Source organism: Dialister hominis (assembly GCF_007164725.1).
GTDB lineage: Bacteria > Bacillota > Negativicutes > Veillonellales > Dialisteraceae > Dialister > Dialister hominis.
Window position 1 is genome coordinate 282,540 of record NZ_AP019697.1, and the last position, 23,798, is coordinate 306,337.

Consider the following 23,798-nt stretch of genomic DNA (forward strand, 5'->3'; position numbering starts at 1 on the left):
AAGTGTGATATAATAACATCAATGAGCAGGCATGTACTAACGAGAACGGACAACCGAGAAACGTAAATCATGGGAGAGACGCTTGTAGTGTTCTCTTTTTTTAGTGCCCGGGAGCGGATGGATCCGCAGATACGAAGACCCGGAAGATGCAAAGATGCATAGATTGAGACGCCTGCCTTTTTTATTAGCGATGAGCGAATGCGTACCCATGACGCACACAGGAGGAAACACATGTACGAAACTTTTGACGAATTAGGAATCCAGCCGGAAATTCTGCAGGCCGTAAAGGATATGGGGTTCGAGGAACCGACCCCGATCCAGAAGGTCTCCATTCCAGTAGCACTTTCCGGAAAGGATCTGATTGGTCAGGCACAGACAGGCACAGGCAAAACCGCAGCATTCGGTATCCCTGTACTGGAACGCATTGACACAACAAAGCCAGGTCCGCAGGCAGTCATCCTTTCGCCAACCAGAGAACTGGCTATCCAGTCCGCTGAAGAAATCAACCATCTTGCACAGTACCTGCCGATCCACGCACTGCCGATCTACGGCGGTCAGGATATTGAACGCCAGTTCAAGGCACTCCGCAAGAAACCAAACATCATCGTAGCTACCCCGGGCCGTCTGATGGACCATATGAAGCGCGGCACGATCGACCTCTCCAATGTACAGATTCTCGTCCTTGATGAAGGCGATGAAATGGTCGATATGGGATTCATCGACGACATCCGCACGATCCTTGCTGCTATTCCGGAAGAAAGACAGACCATGTTCTTCTCCGCTACCATGCCTGGACCGATCCGTGAACTCGCTGAAACATTCCTGAAGGACCCGGAAGTCGTCAAGATCAAGGCTGCTACCGTAACCATCGACCTGATCGAACAGGAATACATCGAACTGCCGGACCGTCAGAAATTTGACGCACTCTGCCGTCTGCTCGATATGCAGGATCCCGAACTGGCTATCGTATTCGTACGCACCAAGCGCCGCTGCGATGAAGTCACCGAAGCTCTGAAGAAGAGAGGCTACATGGCCGAAGGTCTTCACGGCGACCTGTCCCAGCAGAAGAGAGACACCGTCGTACGCCAGTTCAAGGAAGGCACCATTGATATCCTCGTTGCTACCGACGTCGCTGCCAGAGGCCTTGATATTTCCGGCGTCACACACGTTTACAACTTCGATATGCCGCAGGATCCGGAAATCTATGTACACCGCGTAGGCCGTACAGGCCGCGCAGGACAGACCGGTCTTGCTACGACATTCGTCATTTCCAGAGAAATGGGCCAGCTGCGTGACATCGAAAGAGTCATCCGCCGCCGCATTACCCGCCGCTCTGTACCGACACTGACCGAAGTCATGGAAGAAAACCAGAAGGCTGCCATTGAAAGCCTTTCCGAAGCAGCTCAGGCTGGCGGACTCGAACAGTTCCGCGAAAGCGCCGAAGAACTCCTGAATGACCAGGACTCCGTATCCCTCGTTGCAGCAGCTATCAAACTGCTGACCAAACAGCCGGACGTTACTCCGGTCAAGATCACGGAAGAAGCTCCGAACTTCAGAAGAAGAAGCGGCGGCGGACACCGTCGTTTCGAAGGCGGAAACCGCCCGAGAAGACACTTCGAAGGACGCGGCGACCATGAAGGCCGCGGCGACAGAGAAGGACGCCGTTTCGAAGGAAAGCGCGGAGGCCGTCATTTCGAAGGCGGTCGCGGCAATCGTCCGAAAGGACCGAAGAGCCCGAGAGTGCAGGACTCCAATTTCAAATTATACTTCAAGAACTCTGACTGATTAGAGGGCTTGAATGAAAAGAGGCCGGGATCATTCCCGGTCTTTTGGATTTTCTGAAACAAGACTAAAAAGAATTTTTTCGATACTAGCAATTTCAGGGGAAACAGAGTATCTTAAATACAGGAATCCAAATTTCCAAGAAGGAGGAATGTTCCATGAAAAAAATTACCATGATCAAGATCCCGGGATGCCCGTACTGCGCAAAAGCGAAGAAGGCATTCGAGGAACTTTGCCAGAAACCGGAATATGCCAATGCAGAAGTAGAAGTGATCGATGAACAGCTGCAGCCGGAGCTCGTCACTCCATACAACGGCAAGTACTACTATGTACCGAGCCTCTTCATCGACGGGGAAAAGCTTTTCGAAGCCCAGCCCGGACAGGATTACGAGACAATCAAGGCAGCTGTAGAAAAAACCTTAAAAGCTGCTGCGGAATAAACGGTAGCAAAAAAGGTGCTGTGACAAAATGGTTTATCATTTTGCCACAGCACCTTTTTCTATTGGAATATTCCATTAAAGGATTATCTAACAAATGTATTTATTTGTTCTGTCTGAAAACCTAAAAACCTCGCTGCGCTCGAGAACTACTCTATTCCCCGGCTTCGCCGGGACCTTCTCCTTCGGAGCAAGGTTAACACCCTTAAACCTCGCTTCGCTCGAGAAAAGGAAAAGGCAGCGTTTTAACGAATTTTGTCACAGCCCCTTTTTATTATTCATTGACAGGTTCTTTTTCTGCATTTTCCCGAAGGATTTCCAGGAGGTCCCTCGCGGCGGGAGAGAAGATCTGGCGCTTTTTCCAGACGATGTACATGCGGTTGGAAAGGGCGGGTGAAAGGGGACGGACGGCAAGGCCGTTTCCTGATTCGGCAAGTCCCGCGAAGGTGAGAAGGATGGCCATGTGATTTTTGACGAAGCGGGTGCCGTTGTAGAAAAGGTTCAGGTATCCGAAGATGGTCAGCTCATCGCGGCGGCTTCCGCACCAGCGCGGCAGGTCGGCGAGGAAGGACTGCTTGGACATAATAATGGGTTCATTTTTTATATAGTCAAAGGTAAGGCTCTTCTTGGCGGCTAGCGGCGAGTCCTCAGGAATGACGGCGCACCATGTATCGACGCCGGGAATCCGGATGGAGTCGTAGCGGTCAAGGTCCGGCGGTTCGACGATGATGGCAAAGTCGATGAGGCCCTGTTCCAGAATGCTTGTGACGATGGCTGTGTCTCCGCTTGTGATATGGCAGCGGAGGAAGGGGCGTTTCTTCTTGATTTTTTTGACGGCAAGTGCCAGGTGGTCGATCAGGACTGATTCAGCGCAGCCGATGCGGACGTCTCCTCCCAGGCTGTCAGAGAGCGCGCGGAATTCAGACAGCGTCTTATCCGTGAGGCCTATGATGTCAGCGGCTCTTCTTTCAAGGAGCTCGCCTTCTTCCGTCATGACAAGATTCCGTCCTTCCTTGCGGAAAAGTTTCCTTCCCAGCACTTCTTCCAGGGATTTCATCTGGACAGAGAGCGTTGGCTGTGAAATATGAAGCGATGAGGCCGCTTTTGTCATGCTGCCGAGCCGCGCGATTTCCAGAAAATTCCTGAGCAGTTCGATATCCATAGTCGTTCACTCCTTTCCTTCATTATAACTTAATCTATTAAGAAATCTAATAGATAACGATTATATATTAATATTAGTAATTTATTTAGATTGAAATTATACTATACATAGATTGAGTGATGCAGAAAGGAAGGATGGAAATGAAGAAGAAATGGGCGGCCATTGCCGCATTGAGCCTGCTCCTGGCTTTTGGCGGAACGACTGCGTGCGGATATTCTGGCAGGTCAGGCAAGTACGATTACTGTACAGATATCGAAAGGAGATCAGCCATTGAAACTGACAAATGAATGGGACAAGGTATTCCCGAAGAGTGATTTAGTCGATCACCAGAAGGTGACATTCCATAACCGCTACGGCATTACACTTGCCGCAGATATGTATACACCGAAGAATGCAAAAGGAAAGCTTCCTGCCATCGCTGTTGCAGGACCGTTCGGTGCTGTGAAGGAACAGTCTTCCGGACTTTATGCACAGAAGCTGGCAGAAATGGGCTATCTGACGATTGCCTTCGATCCGTCCTTTACCGGTGAAAGCGGCGGCACGCCAAGAGACGTGGCATCCCCGGATATCAATACGGAAGATTTCTCTGCTGCCGTAGATTTCCTCTCCACAAGAGACAATGTCGATCCGAACCGCATCGGCATCCTCGGCATCTGCGGATGGGGCGGTATGGCTCTCAATGCAGCTGCCATGGATACAAGAATCAAGGCGACAGTCACTTCCACCATGTATGATATGTCCCGCGTCACGGCCAACGGATACTTTGACAAGATGACGCCGGATGACAGATATGAAATGAGGAAGGCTCTGAACGAACAGAGAACAGAAGACTACAAGAATGATACGTATGCCAAGGCCGGCGGTGTCGTCAATCCGCTTCCGGATGATGCGCCGTTCTTCGTGAAGGATTACCACGCTTACTACAAGACAAAGCGCGGCTATCATCCGCGTTCCGTCAATTCGAATGCAGGATGGAACAAGACATCAGCGCTCTCCTTTATGAACATGCCGCTTCTCTCCTACGCAGGGGAAATCAGAAGCGCTGTCCTCATCGTCCATGGCGACAAGGCGCATTCTTACTACTTCAGCCAGGATGCATTCAAGAAGCTGAAGGGGGACAATAAGAAATTCCTCTCCATTCCGGGCGCCGTTCACACGGACCTCTACGACCAGATGGATATCATCCCGTTCAAGGCCATTGATGAATTCTTCCAGGAATACCTGAAATAAGGTAAGGATAAAAGAAATAAAGAAATAAGGTAAAAAGAAGCTGTGATGAAATGTGCGATCATTCCATCACAGCTTCTTTTTATGAATTATTTAATCCGCCAGAAGTTTTTCCTTGAGGGAAAGGTAGGCGTCGGTGTAGTAGGGACGGAGCTGGGATTCCCTGAGGTCATAGCCGTACGGACGGCGGCTAACGGCAAGGAGCGGCGGCGTCTGGATGCGCTTGGCGACGGCGAATCCGGAGAAGAGGTTCCACCATTTCTCAAGGTCTTCAATGAAATCTTTGGCGGTCGGGAAAATGTTGGAGACGATGATGGAGCAGCCGATGAGATCTTCGAGATTTCCATTGGCGTAAGCTTTGAGAATGTCTTCGGGGGTCTGCCTCTGCCATGGTTCGATGAAGCTTCTGAAGAGGTAGTCGTGGTATTCGTAAATCAAAGGATCGCCTTTTCCTTGTGTGACGTCCTGATTCTCGGAGAGTTCGGCGCTTGGCATGACGGTGAAGATGCCTTCGGGGATGACGGCTCTTCCATACCATGCATTGAGTTTTCTTCCCAGATCGTAAATCTGGTACTTCCAGAGGTCGGCCGTTGCGGCAAAGGCGCCGGCAAGGTCGCCGTAGAGGGTGCCGTAGCCGACGGTCGTTTCCGTCTTGTTGGCGTTGCAGGTGAAGATGCCGCCAAAGGCAGCGGAGAGTGCGGCGAGGATACGGCTGCTGCGGTCGCGTGCCTGCATATTTTCCTTCATGAAGCCGGTCAGGTGGACGGTGTCGTCAGGAAGGGGAAGGCCTTCGAGCGCATCGGCCGTCTCGTCGATGAAGTCTCCGATCGGTACCGTCAGGAGCTGGCAGCCAAGGTTCTCGGCAAGCTCGGCAGCAAGGCCTTTTGTGAGCTCGGAGTTGTAGCGCGTGGGCGTATTGACGAGAAGGATATTTTCGGCCGGAAGGATCGAGCGGTAAAGCGCTGCATTGACAGCAGAATCGATTCCGCCAGATACGCCGATGACGACCTTGCTTGCGCCGATCGCTTTCAGGAATTCGGATGTGCCGTAGCGGAAGGCAGGAAGGAGAAGATTTTCATCTGTCGGTTCCATTTCCGTTTCGGGTGCGAGCGTCAGGTTTTCCTGATTGAAGTAGAAGGTCGAGCGCTCGTCGGTGAAGGGATTGGCTTCCGCAATAAGCTGCCCGTCCTTGTCGTAAGCGGCTGTCATGCCGTCGTAGGTGTAGCAGTCTTTTCCGTTGTTCTCAAGGCCGCGCCTGTTCACATAGAGCATCGGGATGGAAAGGCGGGAGAGGGATTCAGAGAACATCCTGTGGCGCTTGCCGTCTTTTCCCATCGTGAAAGGGGAGGCGGAAAGGTTCAGGAACAGGGAAATGCCTTTTTCTGCGAGGATGGACATCGGGGAAATGCGGTAGTTTTCATCCCAGCTGTCTTCGCAGAGGACGATGCCGCAGCGGAGCTCTTCTTTTCCTGCAGGAAGGACGAAGGGGGCAAGGATATCTTCCGGACGTTTCCCTTCTTCGAGCGCCAGGGATTCCAGGGAGGTGAAGTAGCGGCGGTCGTCAAAGCAGCGGTAGTCGGGAAGGAGCGTCTTCACAGTGAAGGGAAGAGGGCTTCCTTCAGGATAAATGAAATGGCCGTTTGATGCGGCAAATGCGGCATTGTACTTTCTGGGACGGCCGTCGTCATTGATGAGGTCCCAGTCGACAGCAAGGCTTCCCCAGACGATCGTGAGGCCCTTGGAAAGGGCGGCGACTTTTTCGTTGGCGCGTTCGCATTCTTTCAGAAAAGCATTCTGATCCCAGAGGTCACCGATGAGGTAGCCCGTGAGGCACATTTCCGGAAGGACGAGGATATGGGCGCCCTCGGCCCTGGCAAGTGCAGCCTCTTTTTCGATCTGTTTCATGTTTTTGCGGATGTGGCTCGGGACGGCGGCCAGCTGCGCGGTGCGTATTTTGATCATGTTGGCTTCCTTTGCATAAAAAGCCGGATGGGTATCCGGCGTAATCTTCTACTCCATTTTACAAAAGGCTTACCTCGATGTAAATGCATAATGGACAGGTTTGTTATATAATTAAATTGATTCATTATTTTTATTTACGGAGAATGCATGGAAAGATACAATACGTATTCAGATCATTTGAAAAAGAAGTATGGAGAGAAGGTCTACAAGATCCCGATCTCGCTGCCTGTCACCTGTCCGAACAGGGACGGCAGCCTGTCAAGCGAGCCGTGCATATTCTGCGGCTCCATCGGTGCGGATTATGAGACGAAGGCTGTCGGTCTTCCGATTACGCGCCAGCTCGACAGGAGCATTGCCCATGTGGGGCCCAAGTACAAGGCGAAGAAGTTCATCGCCTATTTCCTGAATTACACGAATACGTATGCGCCGCCGGAAGATTTCCGATCCTGGGTGGAAGAGGCGATGGCGCATCCTGACGTGGTAGGGGTCGACGTATCGACAAGGCCGGACTGCGTCAATGAAAGATACCTTGAAATTTTGAAGGAATCATCAGAGAAGTATGGCAAGGACGTGACGGTGGAGCTGGGGCTCCAGAGCTCGAATGCGCACACGCTCCTCAAGCTTGGCCGCTGCCACACGGCGGCTGAGTATGTCGATGCAGCGCTCCGCATCGGGCGCTACGGCTTCGATCAGTGCACGCATGTCATTGCCGATCTTCCCTGGGACGACCGGGTGGATGTCATCGAGACGGCGAAGCTCATTTCCGTCCTTCCTGTGACGGAGGTGAAGATCCACTCCCTTTACATCGTGAAGGGGACGGAGCTCGCGAGGATGTATGAGAGAGGAGAGGTCACGCTTTCCTCGATGGAAGAGTACATGGAAAGGGTCGCCCTTTTCCTGGCATATCTTCGGAAAGACATCGTTATCCAGCGGATCGTCGGAAGGGCGTCTGGCGGCAATACGCTTACGGTCAACGGCGGCTCTCCCTGGTGGGAGGTCAAGAGCCGGATCGACGAGCTTTTGGAAGAAAGAAATATCACGCAGGGCTGTCTTTGCGATTATATAGACGGCAAAGCTGTCCGGCACTTTTTATAATTTGGCATCATGGCTTATAGCCAGGGAGGTTGAATGGCCATTACGAAGGAAAGAACAGAAGAGATCGTTATTGGAGATCTGCAGGAAGCACAGCACCTTTTTGAAAGAGATAGCTCGTACCTCAAGATCATCGGGGAGCATTACGGCGCAGACATTTCCGGCCGCGGCAACATGATCCGCATCAAGGGCGAAGAGGAGGCTGTGGAGAACAGTCTTCACGTCATCGCGCGCATCCGCCACATGATTGCAAGCCGCATCCGCCTTTCGGAGCGTCAGGTACGCCTTGTGATGTCGCTCATCGATCAGGGGAAGGGAAATCTCCTGCAGGAAATGGAAGACGATATCATCAATTTCACGAAGAACGGCGCGCCGATCCGCCCAAGAACGCTGGGGCAGAAGCTCTATGTGGACACGATCCGCAGGAACTCCATCACGTTCGGCATCGGGCCTGCAGGTACGGGCAAGACGTACCTCGCCGTGGCACTGGCTGCTTTTGCTCTTCGGAATCATGACGTGCAGAGGATCATCCTCGTGCGTCCGGCAGTCGAAGCAGGGGAGAAACTTGGTTTCCTTCCGGGCGATATGCAGGAAAAGGTCAATCCCTACCTGCGTCCGCTCTTTGACGGCCTGATGGATATGTTCGGACCGGAGGAATTCACCCGCCTGCAGCAGAAGGGACAGATCGAAGTGGCGCCGCTTGCCTACATGCGCGGACGTACGCTGGAGAAGTCCTTCGTCATTCTCGATGAAGCGCAGAATACGACGGTCGAGCAGATCAAGATGTTCCTGACGCGCCTCGGCTTCCGCTCAAAGATGATCGTGAATGGCGACGTGACGCAGATCGACCTGCCGCCGAATGTTAGAAGCGGCCTCATCGATGCAGAGCGCGTGCTGAAGGACGTCAAGGATATAGGCCATGTCCATTTCAGCGAAGATGATGTCGTGCGCCATGATCTGGTCGCAGCGATCATCCATGCCTATGAAGAGGATGCCAGACACAGGAACAAGAACGGATCCCGTAAAGGGGAACGGAAAGAAAACAAGGAAGGCTGAACGGAGGAACCGGAGATGGAAATCACCATTAATTACAGCGATATGAAATTTTACAGCGAAGATCTGGAGAAACTGATCCGCATGGTACTGACGGAAGGCGCCAAACAGCAGAAGGTGGCAGAGGATGCTGAAATCAGCGTGCTCATCTGCGATGCAGACACGATCCATGAGCTGAACCGCGATTACAGGGATGTAGATGCGCCGACGGACGTCCTTTCCTTCGCACTGAATGAAGGCGAAGACGATGTGCCGGAAGAAGAAACGGAACTGGGCGACATCGTCATCAATCTTGACCGCGCCGTCAGCCAGGCTGAGGAATACGGCCACAGCCGCGACAGGGAAGTGGCATACCTTTCCGTGCACGGCTTCCTCCATATCTTAGGCTACGATCATTATGATCCCGAGGAAAAGAAGGCCATGAGAAAGGCAGAGGAAGATATCCTTTCTGCCTGCGGACTTTCCCGCATCATGACAGAAGGAAAGCTGGAAGCAGAACATGCCGAAGGAAGAGATTAACGAAAAGACGGCCGAAAGGCTTCTCCTTGCCGCTAGGGAAGCAAGGAAGAACAGCTACTCGCCTTACTCCCTCTATCCGGTGGGAGCTGCCGTCCTGGCAGAAAGCGGCAAAGTCTATGCAGGATGCAATATGGAAAACGTATCGTATCCGGCCTCCCTCTGCGCTGAAAGAAATGCGATCGGAAGCGCAGTGGCAGCAGGCGAAAGGAAATTCCTTGCCATTGCCGTCATCGGAAGCTATGACAGTTATACGATGCCCTGCGGCGTCTGCCGCCAGGTCATTGCGGAATTCAAGATACCGCTCATCATAGCCGGCCGGTCGGAAAAGGATTACCGGACATTTACGCTTGAGGGAATCCTTCCCTATGCGTTTGAAGAAGATTCATTGAAGAAAGAACAGGAGAACCCATGACAGAAAATACAGGTTTCCGTTCGGGATTTGCAGCCCTCGTAGGCCGCCCGAACGTAGGAAAGTCCACACTTTTGAACGCGCTTCTCGGCGAGAAGGTGTCCATTGTTTCCTCCCACGCCCAGACGACAAGAAATAAGATCACAGGCGTCTGGAACGGAGACAATGCGCAGGTCGTATTCCTGGATACCCCGGGCATGCACAAGCCGCAGAGCAAATTAGGAGAAGCCATCCGCCAGAGCACAATCGATGCCTTAGAAGAAGTCGATCTCATCGTCTTCCTCTGCGCCATCGACGATCCGGTCGGAGCCGGCGACAGATACATCCTCTCCCTTCTGGAGAACAGGAAGGTGCCGGTCATCCTCGTCCTTTCCAAGATTGACCTCATCCCGAAGGAACAGCTTCTCCTGAAGATTGCGCAGTACAGCCGTCTCTACGATTTCGCTGACATTGTCCCGATTTCCGCAAAGACAGGCGACAACCTTGACGAACTGATGAATACGATCAAAAAGTACCTGCCGGAAGGGCCGAAGTACTTCCCTGACGACATGGTCACTGACCAGCCGGAAAGAAATATCGCGCAGGAAGTCGTCCGCGAAAAGCTCCTCATCCGCACCAGGGATGAAGTGCCGCATGCGATCGGCGTTTATTCTGAAGAATTCCGCGAAGAGGAAGACGGACGCATTTACATCCGCTGCACGATCTACGTGGAACGCCCGACGCAGAAGGGTATCATCATCGGAAAGAACGGAAGCCTCCTGAAGGCGGCCAAGAAGGATGCGACAAGGGAACTGAAGAAGATCCTGGGCGCTCCGGTCGATCTCGACCTCTGGGTCAAGGTCAGCAAGGACTGGAAGAACAAGGATTACATCCTTCGCGAACTCGGCTACAAGGAACATAAGTAATAGTAATATATAAGGTAGGAAACCTTTTGTCATCAAGGGGGAATGACTTATTAGTACCAATGTGCAGTGGATAGGCATATTCCTGCTTATTGCACTGGCAGCGTCGTTTTTCAATTACAAAAGCACGCTGGTTAATTTTTCCTTTGCGCGCATGCGCAAGAAGTACATCGAGGACAATGATGAGCAGGATCCCGCGCTCATTGAGAAGGTAGCGCCGTACTACCAGCATACTTCGCAGGTGCTGGGCGGCACGCAGCTGTCCTTTGTCGTGTGCGGGGCTGTTTTCGGCGTGTCCATTTTCGGCATCGACGCAGCCATCTATGAAGAATTCATTGCGGTCCTTGGCGAAGATATGGCCTGGGCGGGGGTTCTGACGGCCATCATCTTCTCAGCGCTCGCATTGGCCGCCTACTGGATCGGGACAATCCTGATCCCGGGCTCGCATGCGCTTGTCGAACCGCTTCCGATTCTGGCGGGGCAGACATGGGTGATCAGCATGAACCGCCACCTCTTCCGTCCGATCGTCATGCCGGGGCTTTACCTGATCAAGAAGTTCTTCAAGTGGAGAAACATACCGCTTCGGAACGAAGTCAATTTCACGTATACAGAAGATGAAATCCGCTGCATCGTCGAGGAAAGCCACAGGAGCGGCAGGCTGAATGCCCTGGAGAACACGCTCATCAAGAATTCCTTCGATTTCTTCAATCTCATGGTCCGCGATGTCATGGTGCCTAGAAGCGATATGGTCGTCCTCAATTATGAAGATGAAATCGACGAAATGCGCCGCACGATTTCCAAGGCGCACCATACCTGCTATCCGGTCTGCATGGACGACAAGGACCACATCCTGGGATTCATCCATGTGAAGGATTTCCTGGAAAGCCTTCTTCATGGCGAATTCAATGTGAAGCGGATCATGAGGGATATCCTGATGGTTCCGGAAACGATGCCGGCGCCGACGCTTCTCCAGCTCATGAAGAATACAAGGACGTACCTGGCGGTCGTCGTCGATGAGTACGGCAGCACGTCGGGCCTTGCGACGCTTGAAGATCTGATCGAAGAGCTCGTGGGAGAAATCCCGCAGGGCGCTGACCAGGCTCCCTATGAGATCATCAGGAAGGGAGAAGGCGTCTACGAATTTGACGGCACGGTCATTCTGGAAGATGTCTCCGACAGGCTGGAAATCGATCTGGCAGAAGAAGACAAGAATGCAACGATCGGCGGCTTCGTATTCTCAAGGCTCGAACGCATCCCGAAAGTCGGGGACTCGATCGAGTTTGGCGGCTGGCGCTTCACGGTGCTGCGCGTGGCAGGTTTCCGCATCGTACGCCTGAAGGCAGAGAAGATTGCGCCGCCTGAAGGGGAAGCAGAAGAAGCTCCGGAGGAAAAACATGAGGCCTGAGATCCGCTCGATGGAAGGCATCGTCCTCCGCGCGGGAAAGGGACGCGAAGGGGGAAGGCTCGTTTCCGTCTTTACAAGGAAAATGGGATTTCTCCGCTTAGGCGTTTCGAGGCAGGCGCTTTCCCGCTACGGCACGGGGCTCATGCTTCCTTTTGCTCATATCCGGTTCACCGGCGCTTTCTATTCGGATTACAGTATTATGACGCAGTACGAAGGAGGCCTTCTCTTCGACATGATGGCGATTCCCTATGAAGAGATGAGCGAATGGTACTATGTCATCGAGCTTGCCTCGCTTCTTTTTCCGGAAGAAGAGGCGGATGAAGAGGCTTTTGATATGCTCCTTTCCGGAGGACGCGCGGCAAAGACAAGGAACAGAAGGGTGACGGCTTTCGTGACAGCAGTCAAGCTTCTTGCCATTGCAGGCTTTGATCCTGCGCAGGACGAACCGGCTGGCGAGCACCATCTTTCTTCCGGCGCGCTTTCGCTTCTTTCTGCTTTCCGCGATTACAGATGGGAAAAGCCTTTTGAAGGGACAATTCCTGCCTCCCTTTTCAATGAAGCGGCCGAATACCTTGATCGTTTCATCACGGAATACTGCGGAATGACTCTTCATACCGCAGGTGCTTTTACGGATAAAAATACGAAATTCTGACAACTTTATCTGAGTCTGATGAGGGCTGTTTCCTTGGGAGACGGCCTTTTTTGATCGATAAAGGCTTGCTTTGCCTGAAAATGCATAGATAACTATTCAATTATGGCCGTTTTTGCATATACGCATTTATAACTTGCAATATAACAAGGGTGCATATATACTAGTAGAAATAAATGGGAGAAATGGGAACTTTTTTTAATTAACAGAGGAGGAATCATATTGTTTAGCAGACTCCAGAGCACTCTTTCAAGAGTCGCACTCATCAAGCAGATTGCAGTCGGTCTTGTCATCGGAATCCTGATTGCAGTCTTCGCGCCGGGAGCTATTCCGGCCGTATCCATCCTCGGCGACCTGTTCGTCAAGGCATTAAAGGGCGTCGCTCCTGTTCTCGTTTTCTTCCTTGTCATGAACGCCATGGCACAGCGTAAGGAAAATGCAGAAGGAAGCATGAAGCCAGTCGTTATGTTGTACATCATTGGTACATTCTGTGCGTCTCTCGTAGGCGTTACAATGTCCTTCCTCTTCCCGACCACGCTGACTCTCCAGGTCGCTCCGGACACGCAGCTGGCTCCGCCAAGCGGCATCATCCAGGTCCTTCACAACCTGATCCTGTCCGTTGTCGATAACCCGGTCGCAGCGCTCATGAATGCAAACTACATCGGCATTCTTGCATGGGCTATCATTTTCGGCATTGCGCTGAAGAGCATGGGAAGCGGCACGACAAAGACCTGCCTCAATGATATTGCAGCAGCTATTACGAAAGTGGTTACCTGGGTCATCCACTTCGCACCGCTCGGCATCATGGGCCTTGTCGCTGAATCCGTCGGCACCGCAGGTCTTGGAGCACTCATCGGTTATGTACAGCTTCTGGGCGTACTCATCGGCTCCTACTTCATCGTAGCACTTGTCATGAACCCGGCTATCGTTTTTGCCCGTCTTCATGTGAATCCGTATCCGCTCGTTCTTACGACCCTTCGTGAAAGCGGCGTGTACGCATTCTTCACGAGATCTTCCGCAGCAAACATTCCTGTCAATCTGACACTTTGCCGCCGTCTTGGTCTCAATCCTGACCTGTTCACCATTTCCATCCCGCTTGGCGCTACCATCAACATGGCAGGCGCATCCATTACCATTTCCGTCCTGGCTCTGGCAGCTGCCAATACGCTGGGCATTAACGTGGATCTGCCGACAGCACTTCTTCTGTGCCTTGTCGCAACCGTCGGCGCTTGCGGCGCTTCCGGCGTAGCAGGGGGCTCGCTCCTTCTGATTCCGGTTGCCTGCGCATCTTTCGGTATCAGCAACGACATTTCCATGCAGGTCGTAGGCGTAGGCTTCATCATTTCTGTACTGGAAGATGCCTGCGAAACGGCTCTCAACAGCTCTTCCGACGTTCTCTTCACAGCTACGGCTGAATTTGCAGAACGCAGAAAAGAAGGAACCTTCCACAAGGAAGACATGGTTCCGCACGATGCTGCTGAATAAAATTTAAAAAAGAAGGCTGTGACAAAATGTACAAGCATTTTGCCGCAGTCTTTTTTATTGCAAAAGTGACTCCCTGTTTTAGCAATAAATGTACGCTTTTTGATATAAAAGGGAATATGGGAAAGGAAGGGGATGCTGGCGGAAGATACTGGGATTATTTGGCATCTGAGAAGATGAGAGAGCCTGAAACAGATAGAAAGGTGTTTAAGTGTTTCCGAATTTGCATTTTAGTATAAAAAGCTTGCATCATTGTATGCACTGAGTGTATACTAATGAAAATAAATGAGTAAAAGGAAATCATTTATTACTTTTTTATCAAATGGGAGGAATTACAATTGTTTAGCAGAATTCAGAGCACTCTTTCAAGAGTGGCACTCATCAAGCAGATCGCCGTCGGCCTTATCATCGGCGTTCTCATCGCCATCTTTGCGCCGGGAGCCATTCCGGCCGTATCCATTTTGGGCGACCTCTTCGTCAAAGCATTGAAAGGCATTGCGCCTGTTCTCGTTTTCTTCCTTGTCATGAACGCCATGGCACAGCGCAAGGAAAATGCAGAAGGCAGCATGAAGCCGATCATCGTTCTTTACGCAGTCAGCACATTCTGTGCTTCTCTTGTTGGTGTCGGGATGTCCTTCCTTTTCCCGACTTCTCTGGTTCTGCAGGTGGCTCCTGAAACAAAGCTGGCTCCGCCAAGCGGCATTGTCCAGGTCCTTCACAACCTGATCCTTTCTGTCGTCGATAACCCGGTCGCTGCCATCATGAATGCGAACTACATCGGGATCCTGGCATGGGCCATCATCTTCGGCATTGCAATGAAGAGCTGCGCAAGCGGCACGACAAAGACATGCCTCAATGATATTTCCGAAGCGATTACGAAAGTGGTCACCTGGGTCATCCACTGCGCTCCCTTCGGCATCATGGGCCTTGTCGCTGATTCCGTAGGAACTGCCGGCATCGGAGCTCTCCTCGGTTATGTACAGCTTCTTGCCGTACTGGTTGCTTCTTACTTCCTTGTTGCTCTTGTCATGAACCCGGCTATTGTTTTCTCCCGTATTCATATGAATCCGTATCCGCTCGTTTTTTCCACACTTCGTGAAAGCGGCGTGTATGCTTTCTTCACAAGATCCTCTGCGGCCAATATTCCGGTCAACCTGTCCCTGTGCCGCCGTCTCGGCCTCAACCCGGATCTTTTCACGATTTCCATTCCACTCGGCGCTACCATCAACATGGCAGGCGCATCCATCACGATTTCCGTCCTGTCCCTGGCAGCTGCCCACACACTGGGAATTGCCATCGACCTTCCGACGGCGTTCCTGCTCTGCATTGTCTCCACAATCGGCGCATGCGGAACATCCGGCGTAGCAGGGGGCTCGCTCCTTCTGATTCCGGTTGCCTGCGCATCGTTTGGTATCGGCAATGATATCTCGATGCAGGTCGTCGGCGTAGGCTTCATCATTTCCGTACTGGAAGATGCCTGCGAAACAGCACTCAACAGTTCTTCCGACGTTCTCTTCACCGCTACGGCTGAATTTGCAGAACGCAGGAAGGAAGGCATCCTCCGCAAGGAAGACCTCATTCCAAAGCACGATGAAGATTAATTTATGAAAGAGACTGCGAGAAATGCATGATCATTTCTCTGCAGTCTTTTTTGTTGGAATTGATGCCGGCATTTTCTTTTTAAAAATGGTATAATCTATCGTACGGCTTTTTCGGAATCTTTCCGAAAATCTCAACGCGTTTAATGATAAAAAACGCAAAAAATGGTAAAATAAAAAGAACTGTAATTTACCGGAGGATATTATGGAAAAGATCGGTCTTTTAGCCGGCGTCGGCACGCTTCCCGTCGAGTTTGCAGAAGCTGTCCGTTCGCAGGGTTATGAAGTCGTTTGCGTCGCGGTCATCCCCGGGATAGATCCGCGTCTGAAGGAAATCGCCAATGTCTATTACGACATCAGCGCCTTCAAACTGAATAAAATCATCAAGACGCTTGTGAAAGAAAATGTCAAGGAAGTCACCATGATCGGCAAAGTGACGAAGGAATGGCTCTACAAGGATCATGTCCTTCCCGATCTTCGCGCCATCAAGGTGCTGAACCGTTTAAGAAAGGCCAATTTCAAGGACGATACGATCACGCTGGCCATCGTGGAAGAGCTTGCCAAGGACGGGATTTCCGTTCTTGACCAGACAAAGTATCTGAAGCCCTTAATGCCCGGCCCGCAGGTCTTCACAAAGAAGAAACCGACGGAAGAGCAGATGGCGGACGTCGCTTTCGGATTCAAGGCAGCCAAGGCTATCGGCGCCATGGATCTGGGACAGACGGTCGTCGTCAAGAACTGCGCCGTCATGGCAGTCGAGGCGATCGAGGGGACCGACGCCTGCATCAAGAGAGGCGGGGCGCTCGCCAGAGGCGGCGCTGTCGTCGTCAAGACGGCCAAACCGAATCAGGATACCCGTTTCGATATGCCGGCCATCGGTTTGCAGACGCTCCGTTCGATGGAGGAGAGCGGCTGCGCAGTACTAGCCATCGAAGCGTATCACACGCTATTCGCCGAGAAGGATGAAGTGCTCAAGGAAGCCAATAACAAGGGCATCGTCATTCTTGCGGCAGAACAGGACAGCTTATGAAAATCATGATGTCAGCCGGGGAAGCTTCCGGCGATCTGCACGGCGGCGCTCTTGCGGCCGAACTCAAGAAACTCAGGCCGGATATTGAACTTTTCGGTATGGGCGGCAGCGACATGCAAAAGAGCGGCGTACGGATCATTTATGACATTAACAATCTGGGAATCATAGGCGTGGTGGAAGTCGTCAAGCACATTCCCTTCTTTTTCCGCCTGCGCGACACATTGAAGCAGGCCATGATCGATGAGAAGCCGGACGCGCTTGTCTGCATCGATTATCCGGGATTCAATATGCGCCTCGCCCATGTGGCCAAGGAGCTGGGGATCCCTGTCATTTACTATATTGCTCCGACAATCTGGGCTTGGAACAAGAGAAGGGCGAAGAAAATCGTCCGCGATGTGGCAGCTGTCGCATCCATTTTCCCGTTCGAAGCCAAAGCATACAAGGAAGCCGGCGCGAATGTCACTTTCGTCGGACATCCGCTGGCTGATACAGTGAAGCCGACGATGCCAAGGGAAAAGGCGCTGGAGTATTTCCGCGCCGATCCTGACAAGAAGCACATCCTTCTTATGCCGGGAAGCCGCGGCAACGAGGTCAGGGGACTTCTCCCCACGATGCTTGATGCGGCAAGGGAAATCAATAAGAAGGCGCCGAGCCAGTTCTTCATTCCCCGCGCAAGCACGATTTCCTTAAGTCTTCTTCACTCGATCATCGGGCATAATCCCGGAATCGACATCGAAATCACAGAAGGCGCGCGCTATGACCTCATGGGCATGTGCGACGCATGCATTGCTTCCTCCGGGACGGCAACGCTTGAGACAGCCCTGATGGAGCTTCCGACGGTTCTTGTCTACCGCCTCGCTCCCTTTACCTGGGTCCTGGCCAAGCACCTGGTCCATGTGAAGTATGCGGGCCTTCCGAATCTTCTCCTGCAGCGGGAAGTGACGCCCGAACTTCTGCAGGATGAGGTGACGCCGGATCATATTTCCTCCCTGGTTCTTCCGTGGCTCCTGAATCCCGCGGCCAGGGAAGCGAATGTGGAAGAGCTGCGCGATGTAAGGAAAGCGCTCGGTAATGGCGGCGCCGTCAGGAACGTGGCCAGTCTCGTATTAAAAACAGCAGGAGATCAGGAAATTACATGAATAATACCAAAAACAGCAAACTGAACAGCTACAAGAGGCTTCTGTCCTATCTCTGGCCTTACTGGAAGCTGCTTCTCGTATCCGTGGTCTTCATGATCGTGGTATCTCTGTCGAACCTTGTGGTCCCGTGGATCATCAAGGATGTCATCGATAAGGTGCTCGAAAGCAAGGACCTCCGGATGCTTTACATCATCATCGTCGCCATCATGGGTACATTCTTCATCCGCGCCCTGACGACATTCGGCCACCGATACCTCATGGGGTATATAGGGCAGGCCGTCATCATGGACCTCAGAAACGCTCTGTACCATCACCTGCAGAAGCTGTCGATCGCTTACTACGACCGCAGAAGAACGGGCGATATCATGAGTAATCTGACGAACGATATTTCCGCTCTCCAGACAGCCATCGTCGATAACTTCATCCAGATGGTGCAGGAAGGGGCAATCTTCATCGGGTCCTTTGCTTCCATGATCTACCTCCAGTGGAAACTGACGATTCTCTGTCTTGTCATCGTTCCGCTCGTATCCCTCACCATCAAGTTCTTCGGCAAGAAGCTCCACACGAGCGGCCGTTCCGTACAGGAAAGACTGGCTGACGTGACGAGCATGCTGCAGGAAACGATCCAGGGCGTGCGTATCGTAAGAAGCTTTAACCGCGGCGACTTTGAAGAAGGCCGTTTCCGCGAAATCAACAAGAGCAGCTTCAAGGCGACTGTCCGTGCTATCCGCCAGCAGAGCCAGATGACACCGCTCGTTGAATTCCTCTCTGCGATTGCAGTCTGCGCCATCATCTGGTACGGCGGCGTATCCGTCATCGACGGCGTTATGACCACCGGCGAACTGATTGCATTCCTGATTTATGCCATCAACCTGGCCAACCCGACAAGAAGACTGGCAGAAAGCTTCGGCAACATCCAGAAATCTCTGGCAGCTGCTGACCGCGTCTTTGCCATCCTTGACGAAAAGCCGGAAGTGCAGGACCGCCCTGGCGCAAAGCCGCTCGTCGTGACCGAAGGCCGCGTCGAAGCACGCCATGTGCAGTTTGCTTATGAGAAGGACAATCCTGTTCTGACGGACCTTAATTTCGTCGCTGAACCAGGACAGACAATCGCTGTCGTAGGCCCCTCGGGCGCCGGTAAGACGACGATTGCAAACCTTCTTCCCCGTTTCTACGACGTAACAGGCGGCGCCATCCTGATCGACGGCGTCGATATCCGAGATGTCACCGTCGGTTCCCTTCGCGACAATATCGGCCTTGTGCCGCAGGATACGCTTCTTTTCAATACGACGATCAAGGACAACGTCCTCTACGGACGCCTCGATGCATCGGATGAAGACGTATGGGCTGCAGTCAGAGCCGCTAATGCCGAGAAATTCATCAAGGGACTGCCGCGCGGCATCGAAACGAAAGTCGGCGACAGAGGCCTTGTCCTCTCCGGCGGCCAGCGCCAGCGTATCGCCATTGCGCGCGCCATCCTGAAAGACCCGAAGATCCTCATCCTCGATGAAGCGACATCCGCTCTCGATACAGAAAGCGAGAAGATCGTGCAGGATGCGCTCGATAAACTGATGGTCGGAAGAACATCCTTCGTTATCGCGCACAGGCTCTCCACCATCAAGAATGCGGACCAGATCCTGGTTCTCCATGAAGGCGTCATCGCCGAAAAGGGCACGCATGATGAACTGATGGCCAAGGGCGGGCTGTATTATGAACTGTATACCATGTCTGCGAAAGTGGCGGAAGCCGAGCAGATTGAAAAAGAAGCTGAAAGCGAAGGAGAAGAATAATTGTACTGGTTTTACAACATATGCCTTGTGGCTTACTGGATTCTGCAGATTCCGATCCTGATTTACCGCCTCGTCTTTGAAGAGGGGTTCTATGACCGCCTGAAGCAGAGTGCCGGCATCATGCCGACCCCGACCCTCCAGCGGATCGCGTACCATAACGCCATCTGGGTGCATGCCGCATCCGTCGGCGAAGTGGTCGCAGCCAGCCCGATCGTCCGGGAACTGAAGAAGAAATATCCCGATGAGATGGTCGTCGTCTCCGTCGTCACGGCAACAGGCCACCGCATGGCCCGCAGGATCATTCCCGAGGCGGACGGGCATATCTTCTTCCCCTTTGACCTTCCGGTCATTACTGAACGCATCGTCAATATCGTCGATCCCAAGGCCATCATCCTCATCGAGACTGAACTCTGGCCGAATTTCCTTCGCCTGGCGTGGAGAAAGAAGATCCCGGTCATGATGATGAACGGACGCATCAGCGGACGCTCGATGGGAAAATATGCACTGATCAAACGCTTCACGACAAGGATGCTTTTCCAGATCCAGCGTTTCTGCATGCAGTCTGCCATCGACAGGGAGCGCATCATTTCCATGGGTGCCATCCCTGAACGTGTGACGATTACAGGAAATACGAAGTATGACCAGACGTATGCGACGGTCTCCGAAGAAGAAAGAGCAGCGCTCCGCAAGGAATTCCGCTTCGACGGAAAGGGACCGATCATCGTTGCCGGCAGCACGCATGGCGGCGAGGAAGAAATCGTCGTCAAGCTCTTTGGGAAGATTTTGAAGAAGTATCCGGATGCAAGGCTTCTCCTTGCTGTCCGTGAAATCACAAGGGCGCCTTCCGTCCGTTTCATAATCAAGCATCAGGGCTACACGGTCCTTCGCCGTTCCAAGATGGGGACGGATGAGGACGACGGCACAAGCCCGCAGATCGTGATCCTCGATACGATCGGGGAACTCGGACGTCTCTACAGCCTGGCTGACGTCGTTTTCGTCGGCGGAAGCTTCGTCAAGGTCGGCGGCCACAATATCCTTGAACCGGCAGCGCACGGCAAGCCCGTCGTCGTCGGACCGAACATGTTCAATTTCCAGGAAATCTTCGAACTTCTCTCCAGCCGCGGTGTGTGCCTGATGGCGCATAATGAGGCTGAATTTGAGAAGATCATGTTTGATCTCCTTGATCATCCTGAAACAATCAAAAAAATGGGCGAGGCGGCTCTTGAAGTCGTCAGCGAAAACCAGGGAGCGACGGACAGGAATATCAAAGCCTTCGCTGAACTGATTGAATCATCCGGCGTTAAGCTGGGAGGACGGCATGAGTCTTGAGGCCTATGTAACGAATCTCATGAAAGAAAGAAATCCGAGGGGATTTGATGCGGCATTTGCCGGCTTTCTTTCACTTCTTGAAAAGCTGTACTTAAAGGGCGTCAGGAAAAGACGCGCCAGGGAAACGGCCAATGCGGTCGAGGCGGGGATTCCCGTCATCAGCGTCGGCAATGTTACGGCCGGCGGCGCGGGGAAGACGCCCTGCATCCTGATGATTGCCGAGCTCCTTCTTAAAGAGGGAAAGAAGCCTGCTATCATCAGCCGCGGCTACAAGAGCGGACTTGAGAAAAAGGGCGGCGTCGTATCTGACGGAAAGTCCATTCTCGTCAGCCAGAAGGAAGCAGGGGATGAGCCGTACATGATGGCGCTCCGCCTTCCAACGGTCCCCGTCCTTGTCGGAAAAGACAGGAAGGTGTCTGCGAAAAAGGCGGTAGCCCTTGGCGCGGATGTCCTTCTCCTTGACGACGGTTTCCAGTACTGGGGCCTTGACCGCGACCGCGACATCGTCCTCATCGACTGCATGAATCCATTCGGCTACTTCCATGCGCTTCCAAGAGGGCTCCTCCGGGAACCTTTGACAGCGCTGGGAAGGGCATCGCTTTTCCTTCTGACGAAGAGTGACAAGGCAAGCGATGAAGAAAAACTGAAAATCAAAAGGGTGCTCCGCCATTACGGAAGGACCACTCCCATCCTTGAGACGGCGCACAGCCCGTCCAAAATCGTGCCTTATGAAACGTGGAGAAAGCGCATCCATGAAGGAGAGCTCCCTGCCGTTTCCGGAAAGAAAGCATTCCTTGTTTCCGGCATAGGAAACCCGGCCTCCTTTGCAGAGACTGCCTCCGAAGCCGGCCTTGTAAGAACGGGTGACATGTCATTTCCCGATCACCACGCCTACACGGATGAAGATGTAAGAAAAGCCATCAAAGAGGCAGAAAGAACCGGCGCAGATCTCATTGCTGTCACGGAAAAAGACGCCGTGAAGCTCATGAACCTTGAAAGAGTCAGGAATTCGAAAATGCCTTTCTATGTGCTTGAAATAGAAATGACCATCAAAGGCCATCAAGAAGAAATATTGGAAGAACAGTGGGAGGAACTACTATGAAAATCGCATGCATTATTCCGTCCCGGTACGCCTCTACCCGTCTTCCGGGCAAGCCGCTCCGCATGATTGCCAGAGAGACGCTCGTGCACCGTGTGTATGAAAGAGCCGTCCTGGCAAAACTGCCGGACATCGTTATCGTTGCGACGGATAATGAAAAAATAGAAAGTGAAGTGAAGAGCTTCGGCGGACGCGTCATGATGACATCTCCGGATCATCCGACCGGAACCGACCGTCTGGCAGAAGTCGCTGCTTCGCTTCCTGATTACGATATCGTCGTCAATGTGCAGGGAGATGAACCCTTCATCAATCCTGATGTCATTGACAGCCTTGCCAAGATGCTCGCTGAAAGAGATGACCTTGACATGACGACGGTTGCTGCTCCTCTCAAAGAAGATGAGTATGACGATCCTTCCGCCGTGAAGGTCGTCGTGAACCAGAAAGGGGAAGCACTCTATTTCTCACGCTCCCTCATCCCGTATCCGAGAAATGAATTTTCCGTGCCGCCTTTGAAGCATGTCGGGATTTATGCGTACCGGAGGGATTTCCTTCTTGCCTATGCAGGCATGAAGCAGACGCCTCTGGAAAAGACAGAATCCTTAGAACAGCTCCGCGCGCTGGAAATGGGTTATAAAATCGGAGTCATCCGCATCGATTCCGAAGACATCGGCATTGATACAGAAGAAGACTTAAAGAAAGCAAACCGCTTATTCGAAAGGAGCCACCAATGAAAACCATTCAAGTAGGAAATCTGACCATTGACGGAAGCAAGCTTTTCCTGATCGCAGGTCCCTGCGTCATTGAAGGATATGACCGCACACTGATGATCGGCCGTGAAATCAAGAAAATCTGCGAACGCCTCGGCGTCCAGTACATTTTCAAAGCCTCTTATGACAAGGCAAACCGTTCCTCCTTCAATTCCTTCCGCGGACCGGGTCTCGATAAGGGACTTGAAATCCTCGCATCCATCAAGAAGGAACTGCAGGTGCCGGTTCTCTCCGACGTCCATGACGTCACCCAGCTTGAAAAAGCATCCAAGGTCCTGGACATGATCCAAATCCCGGCATTCCTCTGCCGCCAGACCGACCTTGTTTACGGCGCAGCCAAGACAGGCGTACCGGTCAATGTGAAGAAGGGCCAGTTCATGGCTCCGGAAGACATGAAGAATGTCATTGAAAAAATGGAAGAAGCAGGCAACCCGAACCTGGCTGTCACCGAACGCGGTGCATCCTTCGGCTACCACAACCTTGTCGTTGATATGCGCTCCTTCCCGATCATGAGAAGCTTTGGCTATCCGGTCATTTTCGATGCCACCCACAGCGTACAGCTCCCTGGCGGCATGGGCGGATCCACCGGCGGCCAGCGCGAATTCATTCCGTACCTGGCAAGAGCCGCTGCCGCATCCGGCGTAGACGGCTTCTTCATGGAAGTCCATGACAATCCGCCGGAAGGTCTCTCCGATTCCTCCAACATGCTTTACCTGTCCTCCCTTGAAGGCCTCCTGAAGGACCTCATTGCGATCAATGACATCGTAAAACATGACAAAGGAGAGAAACTCGTTCCGGAAAGATAAGGGATACGGTCCCAAAAGAAGCTCTGTGCGGGCGTCATTCTCCCGCACAGCTTTTCTGTTCCTTGGAGAAAAGAAGCGTGGATCTGCGCATGATTTTCTATAGGATTCATTAAGTATTTCAAGTCAAATTATTGTATAATAAATATGATTCGGCAGAGT

General features: G+C 52.4%; 22 protein-coding genes. 20 read left to right on the forward strand and 2 right to left on the reverse strand.

Annotated elements, in window-relative coordinates:
* The first annotated feature begins 231 nt into the window (after positions 1 to 231).
* Together Dia5BBH33_RS01220 and Dia5BBH33_RS01225 are read left to right on the forward strand one after the other, a co-directional pair.
* Complete coding sequence (locus Dia5BBH33_RS01220; protein WP_143332199.1) at positions 232 to 1,785, forward strand: DEAD/DEAH box helicase; 1,554 nt, start codon at positions 232 to 234, stop codon at positions 1,783 to 1,785.
* A 155-nt stretch (positions 1,786 to 1,940) separates the two neighbouring features.
* Entirely contained in the window at positions 1,941 to 2,222 is a 282-nt protein-coding gene (locus Dia5BBH33_RS01225; RefSeq protein WP_022382396.1) for a glutaredoxin family protein, read from the forward strand.
* A 271-nt stretch (positions 2,223 to 2,493) separates the two neighbouring features.
* Here Dia5BBH33_RS01225 and Dia5BBH33_RS01230 read toward each other — a convergent pair whose 3' ends face one another.
* Positions 2,494 to 3,381 carry a LysR family transcriptional regulator gene (locus Dia5BBH33_RS01230; RefSeq protein ID WP_143332200.1) on the reverse strand — a complete coding sequence of 296 codons (888 nt, stop codon included), beginning with the start codon at positions 3,379 to 3,381 and terminating at the stop codon, positions 2,494 to 2,496.
* A gap of 140 nt (positions 3,382 to 3,521) precedes the next feature.
* Here Dia5BBH33_RS01230 and Dia5BBH33_RS11175 point away from each other — a divergent pair, with 140 nt between their 5' ends.
* Positions 3,522 to 3,668: a hypothetical protein gene (locus Dia5BBH33_RS11175; protein ID WP_198419641.1), complete on the forward strand. Its 147-nt coding sequence runs from the start codon at positions 3,522 to 3,524 to the stop codon at positions 3,666 to 3,668.
* Positions 3,652 to 4,611 carry an alpha/beta hydrolase gene (locus Dia5BBH33_RS01235; RefSeq protein ID WP_232518067.1) on the forward strand — a complete coding sequence of 320 codons (960 nt, stop codon included), beginning with the start codon at positions 3,652 to 3,654 and terminating at the stop codon, positions 4,609 to 4,611. The genes Dia5BBH33_RS11175 and Dia5BBH33_RS01235 overlap by 17 nt, the downstream gene beginning before the upstream one ends.
* A gap of 90 nt (positions 4,612 to 4,701) precedes the next feature.
* On the opposite strand, the gene nadE is transcribed toward Dia5BBH33_RS01235, so the two are convergent.
* Complete coding sequence (gene nadE, locus Dia5BBH33_RS01240; RefSeq protein WP_143332202.1) at positions 4,702 to 6,570, reverse strand: NAD(+) synthase; 1,869 nt, start codon at positions 6,568 to 6,570, stop codon at positions 4,702 to 4,704.
* Positions 6,571 to 6,717: 147 nt separating this feature from the next.
* Here nadE and Dia5BBH33_RS01245 point away from each other — a divergent pair, with 147 nt between their 5' ends.
* From Dia5BBH33_RS01245 to kdsA, 16 genes are all read left to right on the forward strand, one after another.
* Entirely contained in the window at positions 6,718 to 7,665 is a 948-nt protein-coding gene (locus Dia5BBH33_RS01245) for a TIGR01212 family radical SAM protein (RefSeq protein WP_143332203.1), read from the forward strand.
* Between the two features lie 33 nt (positions 7,666 to 7,698).
* Entirely contained in the window at positions 7,699 to 8,718 is a 1,020-nt protein-coding gene (locus tag Dia5BBH33_RS01250; RefSeq protein WP_108850059.1) for a PhoH family protein, read from the forward strand.
* A gap of 15 nt (positions 8,719 to 8,733) precedes the next feature.
* The gene (gene ybeY, locus Dia5BBH33_RS01255; protein ID WP_022382388.1) at positions 8,734 to 9,234 is read left to right on the forward strand and encodes an rRNA maturation RNase YbeY; all 501 of its coding nucleotides are present in this window, start codon (positions 8,734 to 8,736) and stop codon (positions 9,232 to 9,234) included.
* The gene (locus Dia5BBH33_RS01260) at positions 9,215 to 9,646 is read left to right on the forward strand and encodes a cytidine deaminase (RefSeq protein WP_143332204.1); all 432 of its coding nucleotides are present in this window, start codon (positions 9,215 to 9,217) and stop codon (positions 9,644 to 9,646) included. The genes ybeY and Dia5BBH33_RS01260 overlap by 20 nt, the downstream gene beginning before the upstream one ends.
* Positions 9,643 to 10,548 (forward strand): GTPase Era, encoded by a 906-nt coding sequence (gene era, locus Dia5BBH33_RS01265; protein ID WP_022382386.1) that lies wholly within the window; start codon positions 9,643 to 9,645, stop codon positions 10,546 to 10,548. Before Dia5BBH33_RS01260 ends, era begins: the two co-directional genes overlap by 4 nt.
* A gap of 61 nt (positions 10,549 to 10,609) precedes the next feature.
* Positions 10,610 to 11,950, forward strand: coding sequence for a hemolysin family protein (locus Dia5BBH33_RS01270; RefSeq protein ID WP_232518068.1), 1,341 nt, complete (start codon positions 10,610 to 10,612; stop codon positions 11,948 to 11,950).
* Positions 11,940 to 12,602 (forward strand): recombination protein O N-terminal domain-containing protein, encoded by a 663-nt coding sequence (locus tag Dia5BBH33_RS01275; protein ID WP_108850058.1) that lies wholly within the window; start codon positions 11,940 to 11,942, stop codon positions 12,600 to 12,602. Before Dia5BBH33_RS01270 ends, Dia5BBH33_RS01275 begins: the two co-directional genes overlap by 11 nt.
* A gap of 219 nt (positions 12,603 to 12,821) precedes the next feature.
* Positions 12,822 to 14,084 carry a serine/threonine transporter SstT gene (gene sstT, locus Dia5BBH33_RS01280; protein WP_108850057.1) on the forward strand — a complete coding sequence of 421 codons (1,263 nt, stop codon included), beginning with the start codon at positions 12,822 to 12,824 and terminating at the stop codon, positions 14,082 to 14,084.
* Between the two features lie 335 nt (positions 14,085 to 14,419).
* On the forward strand, positions 14,420 to 15,682 hold the full coding sequence (gene sstT, locus Dia5BBH33_RS01285; protein WP_022382381.1) for a serine/threonine transporter SstT: 1,263 nt from the start codon (positions 14,420 to 14,422) through the stop codon (positions 15,680 to 15,682).
* 202 nt (positions 15,683 to 15,884) lie between these two features.
* A complete protein-coding gene (locus tag Dia5BBH33_RS01290; protein WP_108850055.1) occupies positions 15,885 to 16,709 on the forward strand; it encodes an LpxI family protein in 825 nt (274 codons plus the stop codon).
* Positions 16,706 to 17,848 (forward strand): lipid-A-disaccharide synthase, encoded by a 1,143-nt coding sequence (gene lpxB, locus Dia5BBH33_RS01295; protein ID WP_143332205.1) that lies wholly within the window; start codon positions 16,706 to 16,708, stop codon positions 17,846 to 17,848. The genes Dia5BBH33_RS01290 and lpxB overlap by 4 nt, the downstream gene beginning before the upstream one ends.
* The gene (locus Dia5BBH33_RS01300; protein ID WP_022382377.1) at positions 17,845 to 19,638 is read left to right on the forward strand and encodes an ABC transporter ATP-binding protein; all 1,794 of its coding nucleotides are present in this window, start codon (positions 17,845 to 17,847) and stop codon (positions 19,636 to 19,638) included. Before lpxB ends, Dia5BBH33_RS01300 begins: the two co-directional genes overlap by 4 nt.
* Positions 19,639 to 20,967 (forward strand): 3-deoxy-D-manno-octulosonic acid transferase, encoded by a 1,329-nt coding sequence (locus Dia5BBH33_RS01305; RefSeq protein WP_022382376.1) that lies wholly within the window; start codon positions 19,639 to 19,641, stop codon positions 20,965 to 20,967.
* The gene (gene lpxK / locus Dia5BBH33_RS01310; RefSeq protein WP_143332206.1) at positions 20,957 to 22,069 is read left to right on the forward strand and encodes a tetraacyldisaccharide 4'-kinase; all 1,113 of its coding nucleotides are present in this window, start codon (positions 20,957 to 20,959) and stop codon (positions 22,067 to 22,069) included. Before Dia5BBH33_RS01305 ends, lpxK begins: the two co-directional genes overlap by 11 nt.
* The gene (gene kdsB / locus Dia5BBH33_RS01315; protein ID WP_143332207.1) at positions 22,066 to 22,797 is read left to right on the forward strand and encodes a 3-deoxy-manno-octulosonate cytidylyltransferase; all 732 of its coding nucleotides are present in this window, start codon (positions 22,066 to 22,068) and stop codon (positions 22,795 to 22,797) included. The genes lpxK and kdsB overlap by 4 nt, the downstream gene beginning before the upstream one ends.
* A complete protein-coding gene (gene kdsA, locus Dia5BBH33_RS01320) occupies positions 22,794 to 23,639 on the forward strand; it encodes a 3-deoxy-8-phosphooctulonate synthase (RefSeq protein ID WP_022382373.1) in 846 nt (281 codons plus the stop codon). The genes kdsB and kdsA overlap by 4 nt, the downstream gene beginning before the upstream one ends.
* Positions 23,640 to 23,798: the final 159 nt, after the last annotated feature.